General features: G+C 40.1%; 10 protein-coding genes. 3 read left to right on the forward strand and 7 right to left on the reverse strand.

The genetic code is table 11. The annotated features are described in order from the left end of the window. Positions 1 to 4: 4 nt before the first annotated feature. From HAV12_RS09530 to HAV12_RS09540, 3 genes are all read right to left on the reverse strand, one after another. Positions 5 to 2,458 carry a TonB-dependent receptor gene (locus HAV12_RS09530; protein ID WP_171569436.1) on the reverse strand — a complete coding sequence of 818 codons (2,454 nt, stop codon included), beginning with the start codon at positions 2,456 to 2,458 and terminating at the stop codon, positions 5 to 7. Positions 2,459 to 2,489: 31 nt separating this feature from the next. Beyond that, the gene (locus tag HAV12_RS09535; RefSeq protein WP_171569437.1) at positions 2,490 to 3,185 is read right to left on the reverse strand and encodes an ABC transporter ATP-binding protein; all 696 of its coding nucleotides are present in this window, start codon (positions 3,183 to 3,185) and stop codon (positions 2,490 to 2,492) included. Between the two features lie 270 nt (positions 3,186 to 3,455). Then, entirely contained in the window at positions 3,456 to 3,806 is a 351-nt protein-coding gene (locus tag HAV12_RS09540; RefSeq protein ID WP_205423360.1) for a hypothetical protein, read from the reverse strand. A gap of 378 nt (positions 3,807 to 4,184) precedes the next feature. Here HAV12_RS09540 and HAV12_RS09545 point away from each other — a divergent pair, with 378 nt between their 5' ends. Then, positions 4,185 to 6,611 carry a TonB-dependent receptor gene (locus HAV12_RS09545; protein WP_171569438.1) on the forward strand — a complete coding sequence of 809 codons (2,427 nt, stop codon included), beginning with the start codon at positions 4,185 to 4,187 and terminating at the stop codon, positions 6,609 to 6,611. A gap of 745 nt (positions 6,612 to 7,356) precedes the next feature. On the opposite strand, the gene HAV12_RS09550 is transcribed toward HAV12_RS09545, so the two are convergent. The 4 genes from HAV12_RS09550 to HAV12_RS09565 all read right to left on the reverse strand — a co-directional run bounded on the left by HAV12_RS09550 (position 7,357) and on the right by HAV12_RS09565 (position 12,571). After that, complete coding sequence (locus HAV12_RS09550; protein ID WP_171569439.1) at positions 7,357 to 10,278, reverse strand: PQQ-dependent sugar dehydrogenase; 2,922 nt, start codon at positions 10,276 to 10,278, stop codon at positions 7,357 to 7,359. Between the two features lie 214 nt (positions 10,279 to 10,492). Continuing rightward, positions 10,493 to 10,786: a DUF3861 domain-containing protein gene (locus tag HAV12_RS09555; RefSeq protein WP_171569440.1), complete on the reverse strand. Its 294-nt coding sequence runs from the start codon at positions 10,784 to 10,786 to the stop codon at positions 10,493 to 10,495. A gap of 13 nt (positions 10,787 to 10,799) precedes the next feature. Then, positions 10,800 to 11,525, reverse strand: a complete 726-nt coding sequence (locus tag HAV12_RS09560; protein WP_171569441.1) for a LytTR family DNA-binding domain-containing protein — start codon at positions 11,523 to 11,525, stop codon at positions 10,800 to 10,802. Beyond that, positions 11,522 to 12,571 (reverse strand): sensor histidine kinase, encoded by a 1,050-nt coding sequence (locus HAV12_RS09565; RefSeq protein WP_171569442.1) that lies wholly within the window; start codon positions 12,569 to 12,571, stop codon positions 11,522 to 11,524. The genes HAV12_RS09560 and HAV12_RS09565 overlap by 4 nt, the downstream gene beginning before the upstream one ends. 264 nt (positions 12,572 to 12,835) lie before the next feature. On the opposite strand from HAV12_RS09565, the gene HAV12_RS09570 reads away from it, so the two are divergent. Next, complete coding sequence (locus HAV12_RS09570; RefSeq protein ID WP_171569443.1) at positions 12,836 to 13,999, forward strand: efflux RND transporter periplasmic adaptor subunit; 1,164 nt, start codon at positions 12,836 to 12,838, stop codon at positions 13,997 to 13,999. A gap of 9 nt (positions 14,000 to 14,008) precedes the next feature. Next, a complete protein-coding gene (locus tag HAV12_RS09575) occupies positions 14,009 to 17,173 on the forward strand; it encodes an efflux RND transporter permease subunit (RefSeq protein ID WP_171569444.1) in 3,165 nt (1,054 codons plus the stop codon). The last annotated feature ends 17 nt before the right edge of the window (positions 17,174 to 17,190 follow it).

Here is a 17,190-nt window from a genome sequence, read left to right on the forward strand (position 1 = left end):
CAGTTTAAAATTTATAAGTTACGGTAAGGCTGAAATTTCGGGGCGCACCGGGAAATAACCTCAAATAATTCTGAGCGCCTAACCAATAGGTTTTATTCAGTAAATTGCCTGCATTCAAAGCAATCTGCATGTTACTGATGTTGGGTTTATAGTACAAAGCAGCATCAAAAACGGTAAAATCCGGTAGTATGAAATCGCGGGTAAACCAGGGAATTTTACTGCTTTGGTACTGCATTCCAAAACCAATTCCTAAATCTTTCAAAGCAGAATCAGCAGCAAAATTGTAACGCGTCCATAAATTGGCACTGTTTTTTGGCGTATTCTGTTTTCTGGCACCAATCAGGGAAAGATCACGGTCGTTGGTAATTTTCGCATCAATATAACTGTAAGACGCATTGATCTGCCAGTCAGGCGTCAGGTAACCCGCCAGATCACATTCGAAACCGCGGCTGCGTTCCGCTCCTCTGGTCACTAATAAATCAGGATTTACGGGATCGTTGGCATTCATCAAAATATTACGCTGATTGATTTCATAAACAGCAGCATTAAAACTCATCGTGTTGTTCAGAAAAGTAGCTTTCAGTCCGAGTTCTTTCAGATTGCTTTCCAAAGGATCAAACTGACTTCCGGCAGGTAAACTTCCGGTCTGAGGCATTAAAGTAACGGTATTGGATTGAGGCTGATACCCTTCCAGATAAGTTGAATACACATTAATGGCAGTATTAACCGCATAGGTCACACCAACACGGGGCAGTAAAGCCGTTTTTTTAACGGTTAGTTCGTTGGTGGTTTCGTAATTGGTAATGTCTTCAAACCATTCGTTTCGTAAACCTAATAAAAAGGTGAATTTTTCCCACTGCATCTGATCCTGAATATACACCGCATTTGTAGTAGTCAGCGCCGAAGGCAGGGCAGTCCTGACATTGAGAATGTAATCTTCCGGGCTTCTCATCGCATACGATGGATTGTTCAGATCAAAAAAACTGACATTGGGTTTTGGTAAAACAACACCGTTGATCGTTATAGTCTGATATTGATCGGCATTCGCCAAAACAAACGAAGGGGCAACGGTTCCGTTCTTTAATAAATAACCCCTTGCCGCATTTTGTGCACCGCCTTTGTTTTTATTCCAGCTGCTTAAATCGTATCCGGTTAACAATTTATGATGGAGTTTCCCGGTTTTGAAATCAAAGTTGAAATAAGCACTAAGATTGTCAACATCCCAATATTGCTGACGCTGTACAAACTGCATCATGGCCAGACTGGTCACGGGTTTGTTGTTAATGTCCACCGCAAAACCATTTGTCGTTCTGTGTTCCTGAAGGTCTTCTGTCCACGTCTGCTTCATGTAGGCGGCATTAAAACCAATTTTAGACGTAAATTTATGTGCAAAATTGGTGGTCAGGATCATTTCTTTTGATTTGAAAAAATCACCTGAAGCACCTAAATTTAAACTAATCGGCGTCTGATTTAGGTTTGTCACACTGGCAACCGCGCCAAAAATCGGCTGGCCGCGATCCAAGACTCCCGTCATATTACTCAGTATTAATTCGGTATTGATAGCTGTTTTTTCATTCGGAATATAACTGAAGGAAGGCGAGATCAAAAATGATTTATTGCCCACCAGATCCCGAAACGATTTTGCTTCCTGATAAGCTCCGTTAACGCGGTATAAAAGTGTTTTGGATTCGTTTAAAGGCCCCGTAAAATCTAGGGTTCCTCGTAAAGTGCTGAAACTTCCAACGCTTAAACTCACCTCTTTTCGGTCAACTGTGAGAGGTTTTTTGGTCACCAGATTGATACTTCCGCCGGGATCAACAGAAGAGAAAGTAGCACTCGAAGGGCCTTTGATTACTTCAACGCGTTCAATATTGCTCGTTATAGGCTGCAGGAAATAATATTGACGGGTTCTCATTCCGTTGATAATTTGTCCTTCCTCATTCTGGCTGATGCCGCGAATGGTGTATTGATTGTAATAACTGGCCGGAATTACGCCACTGGCCATTTTTACCGCATCAGCAAGATAAAAAGCACCTTTGTCGGCAATTAATTCTTTGGTTACGGTCGAAATAGATTGTGGAATATCCTTGTTGAGCGATGCTGTTTTTGTTGCTGCAAAAGAATAATCACTGTTGTATTTTTTGACGGAACGGCCTACAATTTCTACCGTCTGCAATTCGTTCAGCGTAGTTTCTAATTCGATCGTAAGAAATGCATTCGTCGCTGTCATTTGCTGCGTTTTGTAACCCGCAAAACTGATCTGAAGAATTCCTTCACCTTCCAGACTAAAATTTCCGTCCTGGTTTGTGGTAGTTTCTTTATCCGAATTCAGCAATTGTATGTGGGCTCCAGCGACAGCTTCTTTTGTATTGCGATCAATGATTTTACCATTAATAGTTTGGGAATGTGCCTGATGCAGGGCAAGTACTGAAAATAAAAAGGCTAATAAATGTTTCATATTTATAGTGAATGGAAATTTTTATTTCCTTTTATACGGTTTGTAAATACAGGTTTTCTAATTTGTTAGCTGAAATTTTAGCGGCTTCAATAATCGTAACCAGATTTCCCTGTTTCATGATTCCGATATGGGTGGCCACTTCCCGGGCTCTGAAAATATCGTGGGTGGCCATTAAAATGGCTGTTCCGTCTGCGGAAAGTTCTTTTAGGATTTGAGAGAATTCGTTGGAAGCTTTGGGGTCCAGGCCACTGGTAGGTTCATCCAGCAATAGTACTTTTGCCTGTTTTGCAATAGCAATGGCAATTCCGACTTTCTGACGCATTCCTTTGGAGTAGCCGCCAAGATGCTGATCGTGTGCTTTGGTTTGTAAACCTGCTTTGGTTAGAAAATAAGTCAGTTCGCCATTTGAATATTGGAACCCTGCCAGCGAAGAAAAGAATTTCAGGTTTTCCAGTCCTGTCAGATTCGGATATAACATAACGGTTTCCGGGATATAAGCCACGTGTTTCTTGGTTTCCTGCGGATTTTCTGTGACTGAAATTCCGTTTATTTCCAGTGTTCCGCCACTGGGTGGTGTAAAGCCTAAAAACAGATTGATTGTAGTTGTTTTTCCTGCACCGTTTTGTCCCAGAAGGGCAAAAATTTCTCCTTTTTTAATGGTTAGGTTCAGGGCATTTAAAGCGATATGGTCGCCATATTTTTTGGTCAGGTTTTCTGCTGTAAGCATAATGGTATGGATTTGAATTTGTTGGATTGTAAAGAATAGAAATAGTAAACTCCTGCTGTTCTTTCGAACAACAGCTTCGTTTTTTATTTCGAAAAAATAAGGAATAGCTTACTATGGTTTCGGAAATGCAATATGTATTTCAGTTTGAAACAGAAATGAGTCTTAAGTTTTTATTTCTGCAAAAGCTCAAATAAAGTAATAAACAGGACACGCTTTCAGCCAGAAAAATTGGCGAAAGATATTTCATATTCAAAAAATAAGGATAGTAAACTAGACTAGGGCCGGGGGAGCTCTCAGCGCAAAAAGGCTGCCTTTGAAAAAGATAGATGCAGCTTTTGTAAAAGTAAAGGCAATTGGATTTTCAACAATTATAGTATGAAATGATAAGGGCTGAAAAGTATTTGGGATAAATGTACTAAAGGCAAAATGACAGACAGAACAATTGTTCTCTACAGTATGGCTGTGCGTGATTTGTTTTTGATGGGCAGCATATTTGTGATCACAGTGTTTTTCTGTGAGTTGCTTATAAATATGCTCATAAGAATGCAGCGTCTGAAACAGCATTGCGAACAATACGGTAAAAGACATCAAAAGATTGATTAAAACTACTTTTTTCTTCATTCCTGACTACTAACGAGTTGGTTTTTTCGAGCCGGTTTTAGGGCTTAATTTAACGCAACTTGGTTGCAAATATAGAAATCTAAATAACAAATTAGGTTAGTTTGATTTTATTTTTTTATTCACGACTTGTCATAAAATGTTCAATTACTCTTTTTTTGTTAAAATTTAAGAAAAAGAATAGAAGCAGTTCCTCTTTTTGGATAGGTTTATTTTAGGTATAAAGTGTTTTAAATCAATATAATAAATTTTAAAACTCATTTTTAGTAAAACTTGTTTTTATAAATTTGCGGATAATTTTTATTTAGAATGATTAAGAATAATTTGGATTGAAGTGTTTTAGCAGTTACTTTTGCTCCTGAATTTAAACTCCATACCAACATGAATATATCAACCATTACAAAAGTGCTGTTTAGTTTGTTGTTTCTGATCTCCTTAAATATGACGGGGCAGGAAACGGGAAAAATAGTCGGAAAAGTGACTTTAAGCGGCAATACTCCTGCAGAAAATATTGCTGTTACGCTTAAGGGAACAAAACATAATGCCGTAACGAATGAAAAAGGGCAATATGAGATCAAAAACGTTAAACCTGGCAGTTATACGATTAGTATTCGCGCTGTAGGAATTCAGCCTGTTGAGGATAATATTGTAGTTACTGCAAAACAAACCACAACTAAAAATTTCGCACTTGCAGAAAATCAGGAAGATCTGGATGAAGTTGTGATTACAAAAAACAAATACAAGCAGGACAAACCTTCTTTGTCGTTGCGTCTTCAGACTCCGGTTCTTGAAATCCCTCAGAACATTCAGATTGTAAGTGGTCAGACTTTAAAAGACCAACAGATTATCAGTATGAGTGACGGAGTGATTCGCAATGTGAGTGGTGCTGTTCGTGTAGAGCACTGGGGTGATATGTATACGAACATTACCATGCGTGGTTCTCAGATTCAGGCTTTCCGTAATGGTTTTAACGTAGTTTCGTCTTTCTGGGGGCCTCTTACGGAAGACATGAGTTTTGTAGACCATATTGAATTTGTAAAAGGTCCTGCCGGGTTTATGCTTTCCAATGGAGATCCAAGCGGACTTTATAATGTGGTGACTAAAAAACCAACCGGAATCACAAAAGGAGAGGCTACCGTAATGGCAGGAAGTTATGATTTTTACCGAGCAAGCATTGACCTTGATGGAAAACTGGACAAAAAAGGTAAATTTTTATACAGATTCAACGGGGCTTTACAAAAGAAAGGCTCTCACCGACCATTCGAACATAATGACCGTTATGTAATTGCTCCGGTTCTTTCTTACCAGATCGATGATAAAACTAAAATTACGCTGGAGTACAACTACCAGCACGCGAATATGTCTGAAGTAGGTTCTTATTATGTATTTGGTGCTGATGGCGGCGGATATGCAACCATGCCAAGAAATTTTACCATGACACAGCCTGGTATACCGGATACCAAAATGAATGATCACAGCGGATATTTCACGTTTGAACATAAGTTTGATGATAACTGGAAACTTACGGCACAAACTTCTTATTTTAAATACCTGCAGGAAGGATACAGTTCCTGGCCTACAGCTGTTGGTCCGGGGCCTGTTTATCTGGACGAAGATGATATCGCTGATGAGCAACTTGGATATGGTCAGGTGGTGCGTAGTGTAGGGATCTGGGATGCTGAAAGTAATATGTATCTGGGACAAATTTTTGTGAATGGAAAATTTAATACCGGAGCAGTAACCCACAAAGTGTTAGGTGGTGTTGATTTAGGGAATAAAGAATATTTGGCCGACTTTTATCAGTCCCATAATTTAGATACTTACGATAATCCGTTTAATGTTTTTGAACCCAATTACGGAACCCCGTCTAACGGATTGCCGAATTTTGATCGCAGTAAGCCCCTTAAACAAAGATCTTTTGGAGGGATAACTTCAAAATATGCGGCAGGTTACATTCAGGATGAACTTGGTTTTTTTGAGAATAAACTGAGAGTGACTCTTGCTGCAAGATACACCTGGGTGAACCAGTCAGGCTGGGGAGATGTTGAGGAAGACAGTCACATTACACCACGTGTAGGGGTTAGTTATTCTGTAACACCAACCACATCTGTTTACGGATTATACGATCAGGCTTTTACACCGCAATCGGGTATTATAAAAAGCGGAGAAGCGATAAAACCGCTTACGGGTAATAATATTGAGTTTGGTATCAAAAAAGACTGGTTTGACGGATCGTGGAGTACTACCGTTTCGGCTTACAGAATCATTAAGGAAAACGAACTAACAGCCGATCCTGAAAATGGACCAACTGATATTTGGAAAGTGGTATTGGGTCAAAAAAGAGCACAGGGAGTTGAGTTTGACGTAAGAGGTAAAATCCTTGACGGACTTAACCTGATTGCGAATTACGCCTTTACGGAAGCAATTGTAACAGATTCTAATGTACCGTCTATTACAGAAGGAAGTGCCTTAACAGGATTTTCAAAACATATTGCCAATGCCTGGTTAAATTACACGGTTGTGTCCGGTAAATTAAAAGGATTGGGAGCTTCTATAGGAGGAACGTATCTTGCAGGAAGACAAACAGATTCATGGGCAGTAGGATTGGAGAAACTTCCGGAATATTTCAAACTGGACGGAGGTTTATCCTACGAAACAGGAAAAATGAAATTTACAGCCAATGTGTTTAATATTCTTGATAAATATTTGTACAGTGGTTCTTACTACGCTTCAAGAAATGTGAATACGTATTACTGGCAGACAGAACAGCCAAGAAACTTCAGAGTTGGAGTAACTTATAAATTCTAAAAAAGATATTCTTTATACGCCAATTGATTTATTGGGTCTTCCTAAAACAGGCTGACCATTTTACACTAAAAATTCTATGAACCAGCCAGCTTTTCCTGACTGGTTTTTTTTTATTGCTGTGGGAAAGTTGATTTTATTTCTCACTTTCTCACAGAAGTTGTGTGAAAGTGAATTTTTATTTTCGTTTTCACACAATTGGAATGAAATGCAATGTGTAAAATGCAAGAAATAAAACGCAGTGACCCCAGGTTTGTCATTCCGAGGAACGAGGAATCACATATGCTAATCACACACTGTTGCCGAATACTGGATGCGATTCCTTCGTTCCTCGGAATGACAAGCGGTGTTTAAAACGCAAGAAATAAAACGCACTGACCCCAGGTTTGTCATTCCGAGGAACGAGGAATCATATATGCTAATCACACACTGTTGGCGAAAACTGGATGCGATTCCTTCGTTTCTCGGAATGACAAGCGGTGTTTAAAACGCAAGAAATAAAACGCAATAACCCCAGGTATTTGTCATTCCGAGGAACGAGGAATCGCACTTGCTAATTACACCTGTTAATCACGCACGCTAATTTCACACTGTTGGCGAATACTGGATGCGATTCCTTCGTTCCTCGGAATGACAGAGGGTGTCTGAAACACAAGAGTAAAAAACTGCGTGCAACAGAATCTATTCCATAAAAAAGAGGCAGACGTTTTACCGTATGCCTCCTTTTTGTGCTTTAAACTGAGCTTATTTATTGTTTCATAATAGATATTGCTTTACTGCTTTCATTGTTTTTAATAAAATAGATTCCGGTGGCCTGATCAGAGATATTAATCACAGTTCCGGAACCTTGTTTTATTTTAGCTCCTGAGGCAGCATAAACGCTCCATTCTAATTCTTTTGACAAATAGAAAATTCCTTTTGACGGATTCGGATAAACGACAATCTTTTTTGATTCTTCAGTTGGAATTTCAACACCAAGATTGCAATTATGAACCATATAGGTGATGTCTTTTTTATTGTTTCCTGCCGTATTGGTAACCGTTAATGACACCATTTTGTCACCTTCTGTACCATACACCACGCTGTGAGGGCCAATTCCTGTTGCGGTTGCAGGCTGGGCACCTTCTCCAAAACTCCAGTTGTACGTATCTATTGTTCCGATAGAAACAGAGGTAAAAGTAACGGGTGTATTCAAACAGCCCATGGAGCTGCTTACTTCAAAATCGGCTACTGGAGCAGTCGCATTTGCCGATAAGGTGAATTCAAGTTTGTTGATGTTAATATCCGCTTCGTCAAAAAACAAAGTGATCGTATGTACGCCCTGTGTTAAAGGAATATTGGGTACTGTTACCGTCTGCCAGTTCTGAAAACCGGTTGTATTGGGAATATCAACCACTCCGGTTGCATTTACACCATCGACTTCAAGATGTACTTTTCTGTTGGCATAGGGAGTTGAGATTCTTAATTTAATATCATAATTTCCGGTCGTGTTTACTTTTGCGGTGTATTTAAGCCATTCGTTTTTGGCCACGTAGGCAATATTAAAACCTCCTTCGCTACAGGCTTCGGTTCCTACGCCATCTCCGGGTCTGTAGGGTGTATCTCCGCCGCCATTGGTATCCAGAAAGGCAGTTGGGCCTACATCATAATTTTCGGTTTCAATGATACCCGGAATCTGGGCAATGGTTCCCAGATAAGGAGCATTTCCTAAAGTAGTTGCCGTATAAAAAGCCGTATAGGTAATCGTTCCTGTTGCCGGTGCCTGAAAATTCTGATTGACAGTTCCGCCCTGGCTCCAGTGATCAAAATCGTATCGAATGTTTCCAACATATTGCGGAGTAGGAGCATTGAGTGTTTGCAAATTGGCATTGGCAACCACTTTTTTAGTAGCCGGTGCCACAATAGGTTTTTGATTAAATTCTAAATTCAATAAAACCGGAGAACTGGTTGTAGTAACATCGACAAGATTCGGGTAAACATCTACATAAGTGGAAGCCGTCAATCCATTACTGTCCGTGACTTTAACCGTGAACCTGTACCATACATTCGGTGTTTTTTCACCTTGGTTAGACGCCAGAAATGTTCCTGATGAGACCCCTTGCGGACTCGCTCCGGGATGTGAATGTCCTGCTCCGGGAATATCTTCATGAAATAAATCCATACTCCACGAGAAAGCACTTGCCGGCAATACACCGTCTTCTATATCTGTTGCTGTGGCTGCATAATTGATAATATCATCTGCATTCCATTTTAAGGTTGGTAAAGGAGAAACCAGTGTTACTGTAGGCGCATTGCTGAACGGTGTAACAGTAAGCGTAGCCGGATTACTCGTTACATTACCTGCCGTATTGGTTACAACCACGCGATAAGCTCCTGCATTGGCATTGGTAACATTGGGAATCGTATAACTTGAAGCTGTTGCACCCGGAATGTCGGCATTATTAAATTGCCATTGATAGCTTAATCCAACACCACTTGCCGTTACATTAAAAGTAACAGGATACGTCTCCATTATCGTTTTGGATACCGGATGGTTGACTATTGTCGGAGCTGCGGTTTCGATATAATTCAGTCGGATTAAAGAGCCGTTGTTTCCATAAGCACAATAATAAATATAGCCGTCGTTTCCTAACATCATACCCAATGCCATCTGTTGCGGAGCACTGTAAAATTCTGTAGAAACCGGATCTGCAATATTCGGATCGAAAGAACGGATCGCATTTCGTACGAAATCTTTAATGATAAATTTCCCTTCCAGATTCGGATAACGCGGAGTGGTGGGATTGTACAAAAGACCATTGGTCAAAGCATTTCCGATACTTCCCGTTGCATAAGTAAAAATAGGATTGGTAAATAAATTGGTTTCCGTTTGCTTTCCGTCACCTCCCTGAGGATGTCCCCAGGCATAATTGCGGATGGTTGGGTTGCTGATTTCGTTTATTTCTTCCCAGGAAGTTCCAACGTCCAGCACATATAATTTATTGGCTTTTACGTTGGGAACAAGCCTCCACGGATTCCTGAATCCATAGACCCAGATACTTTGTTTTTGTACAGAACCGCTTCCGTAAAAAGGATTCCCCGGAGCCGGAAGTCCGTTTTCGGTAAGACGTAATATTTTTCCTTTATACGTATCCAAATCCTGAGAATTGGTATTTTGCTGGCTGTCTCCAACGGTTACATACAGAAATCCGTTAAAGAATTTTAGATCCCCACCATTGTGAAATCCGCCGCCAATAGGTTCCAGTAAAAGAATTTCCTGTCTGGCTACCACCTGATTGGTATTATCAATCTGAACACGTTCGATTCGGTGTCTGATCACCGCTCCGTCATTGATAGCATAAAAGACATAGATATAACCGTTTGTGGCAAAATCGGGATGTAAGGTAAGGCCCAGTAATCCTTGTTCGTTATCGGTAATGGTGGTTACGGTAAAGACAGTTGAGACGGCATTATTCTGGAATACTTTGACGATACCGGCTCTTTCGGCAATAAAAATCCGCCCGTCTGAAGATTGTTCTAACGAAAGCCCTTCTTTAATAACTGCCGTAGGGGCAAGGGTTTCGGTGAGGTACTGACAGTTACCCTGCCAGGAGATCAATAAAAAGAAAATAGAGAGGAAAGTCGTCTTTAATCGTACATTTTCTAAGCTAAAACATAATTTTTTTTTCATATTGTTTAGTAGGTTTAGTGATGTGGGTAGCCAAATTTAACATTTTTTTACGTACTAAACTCAATTTTGTTATGAGATTTTTTTAGGAGTTGTGAGTTATGAGTTGTTGGTTGTGGGTTATGAGTTTGGTGTAAGAGTTAGAACTGCATACTGTGGCTGAACACTGCGACTGACAACTGTGACTGAAAACTGTAAACTAAAAAAAAAGCCTCACTTAAAGGCTTTTTAATTTTTTCATGAATATCGGAAAGACTTCATTCAGTTCCGTAAACAGAGGATTTTTGCGGTGTTTTAGTTTTATTTCGCTGAACAATTTTAATCCAAGGGCAAATTGTGTTGCTTCAGCCGGATCATCGAACAGATTTTTATTTTTTATTCGTTCAATAATTTCGAAGATTTCATCGTGGTTGTCAAAGTCCAGTTCCAGTTCTTTTAGGGGTTCTGTTTCCCCATTGGCGTATTGCGTTGACTTTAGTGTCAAATGATATTTGTTGGCTCTTTTTTCCATTTGTAATTGTTTTTTATTTAATCCATTTGTCGACGATTGCCTTAAATGTTTCTTTGTATTGTTCGCCAACGGTTATTTCAGCCTTGTCAATAAAGATGGAGTTTTTGCTGATGGCACTTATTTTATCCAGGGAGGCAATATAGGAACGATGTATTCTCATGAATTTTGAAGAGGGTAATTTCTCTTCTAATGCTTTTAAGGAAATCAATGAAAGTAACGCTTTTTGTGGCGCTTCCAAATGTACTTTTACATAGTCTTTTAAACTTTCAATATACAAAACATCCTTCAGGCTGACCCTAATCCATTGGTATTCTACTTTTAAGAAAATAAATTCATCGTCAATAACATTCGGCAGATGGGAAGTTTCCTGGCATAATTCCAAAACCTTGTTGGCTGCCCTTAAAAATTCTTCATAACTAAAAGGTTTTAAAAGGTAATCAACAGCATTTACTCTATATCCTTCAATTGCATAATGATTGTAAGCGGTTGTAAAAACAATTTTTGGCGGCGTGCCCGGTTGTTCCTGCAAAAGCCGGGCAAGTTCCATTCCTGTTAGGTTGGGCATGTTGATGTCCAGAAAAACCACATCAGGCTGTTTTTCCCGAATGACACTCATGGCTTCTACGGCATTGTCGCAGCTGCTTGTTAATTGCAGAAAAGGGGTTTGTTCAATGAAAGTTTCGACCAGTCTTAAGGCCAATGGCTCATCATCTACTGCTATACATTTCAATACGATCATTTTTCTAAAGTTATTTTCAGGTTTACTTCATATTTACCGTCCTGGTTCACACCGCAATCCATCGAGTATTGGTTCGGATAAATAAGCTGTAATCTGCGTTTTGTATTCGTTAAACCAATTCCTCCCGGATCAGAGTTTGCTGTTTTTTCGAAAAAAGTATTCACTACTTCAAATTCAAGATCGGTTTCTTTTTGCTTCAAGGTAATGATAATTTCGCTTTTATCTGTTGCATGTACCCCATGTTTAAACGCATTTTCAACCAACGGCAGCAAAAGCATGGGAACGATCGGATAATCTGCAAGCTGTTCCGGAATAGCAGTTGTAATAGTCAGCTTGCTATTGGCTCGAAGCCGCATTAAGGCAATAAAATCTTTCAGGAAATCAACTTCTTTTAGTAATGTAGTTCGTTCTCCTTCTGTGCTGTACAGCAGGTAACGCATCATTCGGCTCAGCGTGTGAAGGGCATTGCGGGAATCCTCAATATTACTGTACGTTAAGGAATAAATACTATTCAGGGAATTGAAGAAAAAATGCGGATTAATCTGTGCTTTCAGCATTGCCAGTTCAGCCATCGTTTTGTCCTGCTCCAGCTTTTGTTTGTGCTGCGCTGCTTTCTGCCAATACTGTAACATTGCCCAACTGGTACTGATTCCTAAAACTAACAGGGTGAAGGTGAATACCCAATTGTCAAAATAATCACTTCGATATTTTTTGAATCCCAAAAGGGCAGCAATTTTATTGTGAAGATCGGTTTGTGACGTATAAAAATAAGCGATAAGCTGCATGGCAAAAATGACTAAAAAAGCCCAGATGAGATAAGTTGCCATATTGCCTTTAATAATGGTTTTGGGAACAACTATTTTAGCATTCGAATAAAAAATAACAATCATAAAGAAAAGTACGATCGCCTGCCACAGCCAAAAGAAGGTCGGCATTGTAATATTCCAGCTTAAAGGCGTGTAAAACAGCATGATAAACCCAAGTAAAAACCAGCTGAGAATATGTATTCCGGGAAATAAATAGGGTCTAAAGAAGTTTGTTTTCATTATAATTGATTATTTTTAAGACAATATTACATTTTATCTGAATACCATTTTTAACCAATCGCTCAATACAGAACCAGAATCCTTAAAAACCATCTTAGAGCCGACGAGACAGAATTTAAACGCTTGTTTAGTTTTTTATAATTTCCATCGGGTGTTATGTTGTGTCTATCGATAGTTTACTGCTCTCCGTCTATTGGTAATTTTTTGCTTGTAATATTTTAGTTCCTTTGTTTTGTATAATCGATAATTTACCTATTATTTCCAATGAATAAGCAATCCTTTTTAAGCATTCTCGCAGTATCCGTTTTTATCGCATCATGTGGTAATAAAGATGATAAGTCAGCTCAGGCTGGAGGAGCACAGCCCGTTAAAGAATATAAAACACTCGTTTTAGAGTCAAAATCAGCCACTTTAAATACAGATTATCCTGCAAGTATTCAGGGGCAGGAAAATATAGAAATCCGTCCAAGAGTGGAAGGTTATATTGAAAAAATATATGTTGATGAAGGTGCCGTTGTAAAAACCGGGCAAGCCTTGTTTAAAATCAGTGCTCCGGAGTACGAACAACAAGTCCGTACAGCCGCGGCAAGTATAAAAAGTGCTCAGGCAGCGGTAAGTACAGCAAAATTAGCGGTACAAAAAGTAAAACCATTAGTAGAAAAAGGAATTATCAGCAAATACGAATTAGAATCTGCTCAGTTCAACTACGAATCCGCTATGGCAACACTTGCGCAGGCCAATGCAAGTTTAGTAAATGCCAAAACCAATCTGGTATATACCACAGTAACAAGTCCGGTAAACGGAGTGGTAGGTTCAATTCCGTTTCGTTTGGGAAGCCTGGTAAGTTCCAATACAGCAGAACCTTTAACAACGGTTTCCAGTATCGGAAATGTGTACGCTTATTTTGCGATGAATGAAAAAGTGCTTTTAAATTTTACCGATACCGACTCGGGAGTATCGCTGGCTCAGAAAATCAAAAAATTACCGGCCGTTTCCTTAGTGCTTTCAGACGGTTCTGCATACGACCAAAAAGGACGTATCGAAACCATAAACGGATTAATCAATACAGAAACAGGTACGGTAAACATCAGGGCCCGTTTTCCAAATCCACAGGGAATTATCAGAAGCGGAAGCAGTGTAACGGTACGAATTCCGAAAGCCATAAAAGAGGGATTATTAATTCCGCAGAGTGCCACTTTTGAACTTCAGGACAAACTTTTTGCAGTCGTGGTCGGAAAAGACGGAAAAACGAAAAATACCAATATTACAGTGTTAGATAACAGTGCTGCCGGAAATTATTATGTGGTAACCAGCGGATTAAAAGCCGGCGATCAGATTGTTTTAGAAGGAGTTGCCGCTCTTAAAGACGGATCTCAGATTAAAACACATAATGTAAGTGCAGAAACAGTTTACGCTGACTTAAAATAAGAAAATAAAATGTTTAAAATATTCATACAAAGACCTGTACTTTCGACAGTAATATCGGTTATTATTGTTATTCTGGGGGTTTTAGGGCTTATTGAGCTCCCTATTTCCCAATATCCGGATATCGCGCCGCCCACAGTAAACGTTTCGGCGAGTTACACCGGTGCCAATGCAGATGTAGTACTTAAAAGTATTGTGATTCCGCTGGAAGAACAAATCAACGGTGTAGAAAACATGACGTACATGACTTCTTCAGCGACCAACGACGGAAATGCTTCTATAAAAATCTTTTTTAAAGTAGGAACAAATCCCGATCTGGCAGCGGTAAACGTGCAGAACAGGGTTTCCAGAGCCACCAGTTTACTACCTGTAGAGGTAACTCAGGCGGGTGTTACGGTAACAAAGAGCCAGAGTAGTAACTTGTTGATTTTCTCTTTATACAGTGACAATAAAGCCTACGATCAGACTTTCCTTCAAAATTACGCGAAGATCAATCTGGTACCGCAAATCCAGCGTGTCGTTGGGGTAGGAGACGTGACGGTTTTCGGGGCAAAAGATTACTCCATGAGAATCTGGCTGAAACCGGATGTCATGCAGCAATATAAACTGATTCCGAGTGATATTTCGGCTGCTCTGGCAGAACAGAATATCGAAGCTGCACCGGGTAAATTCGGGGAGAACGGGAATCAGGCTTTTCAATACGTAATTAAATACAAAGGACGTCTGACCAGTGCCACGGAATTTGGGGACATCATCATCAAATCGGTTGGAAACGGACAAATGCTGCGCCTGAAAGATGTGGCTAAAGTAGAATTGGGGTCGCTAAGTTATACGTCGACGATTAAAACAAACGGTGTAGAATCGGCAGCGATGGCGATTAGCCAGACTCCGGGATCTAATGCGCGTGACGTAATCATCAACTCTAAAAAACTGATCGAAGAAGCGGCAAAAAACTTTCCAAAAGGAGTGAAATATACGATTCTGGTAGATGTTAACGAAAATCTGGATGCCTCTATCGAAAAGGTAATCCACACCTTGATCGAAGCCTTTATCCTGGTTTTTATTGTGGTTTTTATTTTCCTTCAGGATTTCAGATCCACGCTGATTCCTGCGATTGCCGTTCCGGTGGCAATTGTAGGTACGTTCTTCTTCCTGAATTTATTCGGATTTACGATAAACTTATTAACGCTTTTTGCGATGGTACTAGCGATTGGTATTGTCGTCGATGATGCCATTGTCGTCGTCGAGGCGGTGCATGCCAAACTCGATCACGGTTATAAATCGTCTAAAAAAGCAACGATTGACGCGATGAGCGAAATTTCCGGAGCGATTATTTCGATCACACTGGTAATGGCGGCGGTATTTATTCCGGTGACCTTTATCAATGGATCTACCGGGGTTTTCTACAAACAATTTGGTATCACATTAGCGGTAGCAATTATCCTTTCGGCGATCAATGCCCTGACTTTAAGTCCGGCTTTGTGTGCTTTGCTTTTAAAACCACACGCTGACGATCACAAACATAAAAGTTTTATTCAAAGATTTTATACTTCTTTTAACGTTGCCTTTGACAATGTAACGGAACGCTACAAACGTTCGGTAAGTTTCCTTTCCGTAAAAAAATGGATTGTTTTAGCTTCGATTCTTATTGCCGGTGCAGCCTTATTTTACATGATGAAAACGACACCATCGGCTTTCGTTCCGGCGGAAGATCAGGGAACTGTTTTTGCCAACATCAGCTTACCGCCATCGGCTTCTATGGAACGTTCCGATGTTATCGCGAAGAAAGTAGACAGTATTGCGAAAACCATTCCGGGAGTTAAAAATACCCTTCGTATTGTCGGGCAGAACTTTACCGCAGGAGCAGGTAGTGCCTACAGTATGGTTATCGTAAAACTGGAAACCTGGGACAAACGTGAGTTAAGTGTGAATGACGTAATTGGTCAGCTTTTTGCCAAAACAAGCGGTATTCGTGAAGCTAATATCTTCTTCATTTCTCCGCCAACGATTCAGGGTTTTGGACAAAGTGGCGGATTCGAATTTCAATTGCAGGATAAAGGAGGGCATTCGACAGCAGAATTCTTTAAAGTGAATACGGACTTTTTGGAAAAGTTGTCCAAACGTCCTGAAATACAATATGCAACAACACCCTTTAATCCCGGCTTTCCGCAATATATGATGGAAATTAATTTAGCCAAAGCGAAAGATGCAGGAGTGACCGTCAATTCGATTCTGTCTACGATGCAGGGTTATTACGGTGGATTGTATGCTTCGAATTTTAATAAGTTTGGAAAACAATACCGTGTGATGATCCAGGCTTCTCCGGAATTCCGTACCAATACGGAAGGGCTGAATAAGATTTTCGTGAGAAACAGTTCCGGAACCATGGCACCGATTACGGAATTTGTAAAAATGACAAGGGTTTTCGGACCGGAATCCATTTCAAGGTTCAACTTATTTACGTCGATTGCCATTACGGGAGCCCCAAATCCGGGATTCAGTTCGGGAGACGCGATTAAAGCGATTCAGGAAGTAGCAGCCGAAAATCTTCCGGCAGGTTACGGCTATGAATTCTCCGGACTGACGCGTGAAGAATTAGCTTCAGGAAGTGAAACGATTTTCATTTTTATCCTGTGTCTGGTGTTTGTGTACTTCCTGTTAAGTGCGCAATACGAAAGTTATATTTTACCGTTTGCGGTATTATTTTCCATTCCTTTTGGATTGGCGGGTGCTTATTTATTCTCGATTATATTCAAATTAAACAGTAATATTTACCTGCAGATTTCCTTAATCATGCTGATTGGATTGCTGGCCAAGAACGGTATTTTGATTGTCGAGTTTGCCTTAGAACGAAGAAGAAAAGGATTGCCAATCGTTCAGGCAGCCATTGAAGGAGCCGTAGCACGTTTACGACCAATTCTAATGACCTCTTTTGCCTTTATTTTAGGACTTGTTCCTTTGATGTTTTCTACGGGAGCCGGTGCGGTGGGTAATAAATCCATCGGAACAGGAGCTGTTGGGGGAATGTTAATCGGAACTATTCTTGGAGTATTCGTTATTCCGGTCTTGTTTATTGTTTTTCAGACGTTACAGGAAAAAGTAAGTGGTCCGGCCAAAGACGGTTATGACGAAGACGATGACGAGGAAGTGCCAGTATTAGACGCTCACAAGGAGTAATAATTAAATTAAGAAAA

The sequence above is a fragment of the Flavobacterium sp. CLA17 genome, from assembly GCF_013112255.2.
GTDB classification, from domain to species: Bacteria; Bacteroidota; Bacteroidia; order Flavobacteriales; family Flavobacteriaceae; genus Flavobacterium; species Flavobacterium circumlabens.

Coding starts and splice junctions, on each gene's coding strand:
- HAV12_RS09540 (WP_205423360.1), bottom strand. CDS start 3,806: ATGAAGAAAAAAGTAGTTTTAATCAATCTTTTGATGTCTTTTACCGTA.
- HAV12_RS09530 (WP_171569436.1), bottom strand. CDS start 2,458: ATGAAACATTTATTAGCCTTTTTATTTTCAGTACTTGCCCTGCATCAG.
- HAV12_RS09560 (WP_171569441.1), bottom strand. CDS start 11,525: ATGATCGTATTGAAATGTATAGCAGTAGATGATGAGCCATTGGCCTTA.
- HAV12_RS09570 (WP_171569443.1), top strand. CDS start 12,836: ATGAATAAGCAATCCTTTTTAAGCATTCTCGCAGTATCCGTTTTTATC.
- HAV12_RS09575 (WP_171569444.1), top strand. CDS start 14,009: ATGTTTAAAATATTCATACAAAGACCTGTACTTTCGACAGTAATATCG.
- HAV12_RS09555 (WP_171569440.1), bottom strand. CDS start 10,786: ATGGAAAAAAGAGCCAACAAATATCATTTGACACTAAAGTCAACGCAA.
- HAV12_RS09565 (WP_171569442.1), bottom strand. CDS start 12,571: ATGAAAACAAACTTCTTTAGACCCTATTTATTTCCCGGAATACATATT.
- HAV12_RS09550 (WP_171569439.1), bottom strand. CDS start 10,278: ATGAAAAAAAAATTATGTTTTAGCTTAGAAAATGTACGATTAAAGACG.
- HAV12_RS09535 (WP_171569437.1), bottom strand. CDS start 3,185: ATGCTTACAGCAGAAAACCTGACCAAAAAATATGGCGACCATATCGCT.
- HAV12_RS09545 (WP_171569438.1), top strand. CDS start 4,185: ATGAATATATCAACCATTACAAAAGTGCTGTTTAGTTTGTTGTTTCTG.